Here is a 3,998-nt window from a genome sequence, read left to right on the forward strand (position 1 = left end):
GTTCCCATCTCGCCAGCCGCGCCTTCCTGAGCACCGGCGGGCTGCTCGGAGGCGTCCGCCGTCGCCTGCGGTAGCAGATCCGAGGGCCCGGTGACGGCCTCCGGCCGTCCCGGGTCCTGTTCCGGGCGAGCGCCCGCGCCCATAGCGGTGTTCCCGGATGCGGGGCCGTCGGCGGCCGATGGCCGGTCTCCGGCGTCCTCGGCGGGTGCTGCGGCGCGGAAGGCGGCGACAGTCGCCTGCGAGCGGGAGGCCAGAACGGTGGCCGCATCCTTTACGCCCCGCAGCGGGGCGCGCAGGTCCTCGTCCACCACGGCCTCCAGAGCCGTGCTCCAGGCCGCCACGGTGTGGACCTCGCGCACCACCTGGTCCGCGCCGCCCTGATCGGGGCCGTACCGCAGTGTCGACGCGGCGCGGGCGTATGCGGCGTGCAGCTGCGCGATGGGATTGGCCGGACGGGAGCCGTCGGGGTGGTCCTGACGGCGGTCGGCGTCGACGTACGCCTGGACAGCGGGCAGATCGCTCCACTGCTGGAATGCCTCGCTCAGCCGGTCGGTGTCCGCCTGCGCTTCCTCGTCGGTGGTGTACGGCTCGGCGAGGTCGAGCGGCGGCACGTTCACGTCCATGCGCACCACATCCAGCTCCGGCAGTTCAGCGGCGGCTGATGCCTCAGCGGTTTCGGTCTGCGCGGCGTCGTCCAGCGTCGGCGTCACCACGGCTGCGAGGGGCTGCTGAGCTGCATCTGCTGTCGACGTCTCCCAGTGGTGGGCCTGGCGGTGCGCCAGAGCCAGTGCCTCACCGGCGGGGGCGCGGTCGGCGTACTCGGCGACATCGGCGCGCTCGGTCCAGCTGCACACACACCACGCCTCGACCCATGACGTGCCCGGGCCGCCGAGGGTGACGGCCGTCGCGTGCGGCACTCCGTCAGCAACCGCCGTGGCGTGGAGGCGGAGGCGGTCGAGCATCGGCGCCCATGCGGACGTGTAGCTGTCGACGGCGGTGCAGGATGCGATCGAGGTCCCCGCCTGGTCCTCGATCAGGAGCGGCGCCAGGTCATTGGAGGCGGTGCGGCCTTGCCACTCCCGGCGGACCGTGTACAAGGCGCCGGTCTCGGCGGTGATCGTCCACGAGCCGTCAGGGTGGTACTGGATCGCCTCCGACTCCCCGACTTCCGGCAGTATCCACAGTCCGGCGTCATAGCGCATGCGGCGGGCGGCGGTGAACCCGGCGGCCAAGTCACCGCCAGCCTTGGCCGCATGCTCAGCGACGGCCGCCAGGGCCGCGCTCTCGCCCTTGCCGGAACCGATGCTGATCACGTCCCACCGGCCCGACGGCTCTACACCGTGCCAGGTCGCCCGCCACATGATCCCCCGCGCGCCCTTGCCCTGGGCGTCGTGGGAAATCCCGTACTCGCCGACGGTCAGCCCGGGGCCGGTGACGGTGAACTCATACCAGGACGGCTCCCCGTCGCGGTCCCGCGGGCTGACGGTCAGCGTATTGACGTCGATGCCTCCGGGCGCCTCCTCAGCAGGCTCCGGCGCCGCGTTGCTGCCCTCCACCGCCGAGCCGGCGGGTCCGAGGGTTGCGACAGCCTCGCGGGCGGCCTCGGTCGCCGCTTCCATGTGGGTCGTGCTATGCCGGGCGACCAGCGCGGCCCGGTCCTGGCGGGCTGCGAATGCCTTCTCCGCCGCCCGCTTCTGTGCCTTCGCGTCCCCGCCCGCAGCCTTCACCTCCGCTCGCGCTTCACGCATAGCGCGGTCGTCGCCCGCTTCGCACGCCTCGGCGATGACCTGACCCGTCAGAGCCTGGGCGGGCCATGGGGCAGTCTCTCCGGCATCCAGCGCGGCCGACAGCATCTGTCCGGCAAGCTCAGCGATTCGGTCGGGCCACTGCTTCCAGTGCAGGTCGACCACCTTCGGATCACCCTTGGCCAGGGCCTGAACGAGGCTCTGAACGTCGTGGTGACCGATGCGCCTGTCCTCGTCGTTCAGGAGCCGGTGAGACAGGCACCGCGCGCACACGGTGTAGCGGCCAAGCTCGACCTCCTGGTCAGTGACGACGGCGACCGTGTACCGGGCACCCGAGCGCTTCGCGCTGCACTTGCCGACGTACGGCGCCGACGCATCGCAGTACGCGTCCGGCGTGTCGGCCATGTCGTCCGTGAGCTGGGCCCTGACGCGCAGCCGCGCGTTCGGAATGGCGTCCTGGGCTGAGTGCCAAATCTTCCACTCGGCGACGTACTGCCGGTTATCCGGGCCCTTCCGGGACCAGTCCTCACCGGTGTGGCCCTGCGCGCCGTCCGGGCTGGTCAGGTGCTCCCAGCCCCACCGGCACGACGCGATCAGGCCGATGCGGCCGAAGCGGCGGATCAGGTAGACGCCCTCTTCGAGCTGGACGCGGTCCGTGGTCGTCTCGAACGGGGGGGTCTGCGCCGTCAGGTGCCCGTAGCGGGCCCACAGGGCGGCGAACCGGGTACGGGTCGCGGTGTCCTCACGGATTCGCGCCAGCACGGCGGCAAGGGGCCAGTCGTCCGCGTTCGCGTTCCACCAGTAGGAGCCGTCAGCGTTGTGACCGGCCTGCCAGTGGTCCTCATCCGGAAGGGCGTGCGTCACCGGGCGCAGCCGGTAGGTGTGCCCGCCCGCCGTTGTCAGAATCCAGCCGTCCGCCGGTTCGCGCTCGTCGGTGAACGACACGGGCGCGATCGTCTCGCCCTCGATGAGCGCCGTCTGGAGCTGCGCCCTCCGCCCGTGCTCGGGGGCAAGCGGGTCATCAGCAGGAGCGGCCTCGCTGCCCGTGGCCGTCTCCGGCTTCGCCGGGCTCTCTGCCGGATCTCCGAATAGCCCGAGCTGTTGGGTGCCCGCGCGGGGGCCCATGTCTGTTCCTTCCGGGGGGCGGTCGGCTGGCTGGTCCTGTGCGCCCTGTTCCTCGGGGGCGGCCGGGGTGGGCTCGTCGGCGGTGCCCGGGTTCGCCGTGGGCGAGGCGGCCGCCGCCCGCTCGGCCAGGTAGGCGACATCGGCGTGCAGCCGCTGGGCCTGGACGTCCAGGTGCTGACGCAGCTGGTGCAGCGGTCGGCCGACGTAGCCGTTGAGCACGTCGTCGTCGGTGGCAGCGAACAGTGCGGCTGCGGCAGTGGCCGCGACCTCCATCGCCGCGGCGTTGGCCCGGTAGGCGTCCACGCCCCTCGCGGCCGCGTCGATCGCCCCGATCGCTTCACTGAGCGCCTGGATCTCGGCCTGGGGGCCGGTGTCGCCGTCCGGCCAGACACGCGAGGTGACTTCCGCGACGGCGGCGTGCAGGTCGTAGGTCCGCCGGGTCTCGGACGCGACCTGGTCGTGACTGCCGTGGCGCCCGAACACCGCGGCGACGTCCTGCGGCGCCCGCCGCTCACGGGGCACCACCAAGACCTCGTCCGTCATCCCCAGGGCGAAGCCGTTACCAGTTCCGGCGGCTACGTCACGAGTGGAGAACGCCATGGCGCTGCCCCGGCGATTACGGTCCGCGAACCGCAGTTCGGTGACCGCCTCACCCCGCGCACCGCCCTCTGCGATGAGATCGCCCAGGCGGACCTGCGCCACGGTACGAGTCTCCGGCCGCAGATCATCACGATGCTCGGACGGGATCACCTGCACCCGCGTGGGCAGGTACCGGATGAAGACGCGTTCGGGAGCGGCCAGCTCGGTCCCGTTCTGGTCGAGGATCTTGGCGTCCAGGAGCGTGACGTTCGAGTCGTAGTCGCGGAACCCGGGAAAGACGGTGCCGGTGACGGTGGCCGTCTCCGGCACGGGCACCCCCCAGGCCTCCCCGTCCCACTCGATGCTCCTGCCGCTCACCACGGCCGTGATCCGGTTGCCGCCCTGCAACGTCTTGCGGGCGACCTGGTGCGGGTCCTGCGACACCACGGCGGCCGCCGTCTCCGGCTCGGCGGGTGCTTCCACGGGCTGCTCGGCGTCGGCCGGCGCCACCGTGTTGTCGGTTCCGGTCTCGGGGGCCGTACGGACCGC

General features: G+C 72.2%; 1 pseudogene. It reads right to left on the bottom strand.

The features are described from left to right. Positions 1–3,998: pseudogene (locus ACFWZ5_RS45305) on the bottom strand (hypothetical protein); the annotation flags it as partial.

The organism is Streptomyces sp. NPDC059003 (assembly GCF_042740445.1).
GTDB lineage: Bacteria > Actinomycetota > Actinomycetes > Streptomycetales > Streptomycetaceae > Streptomyces.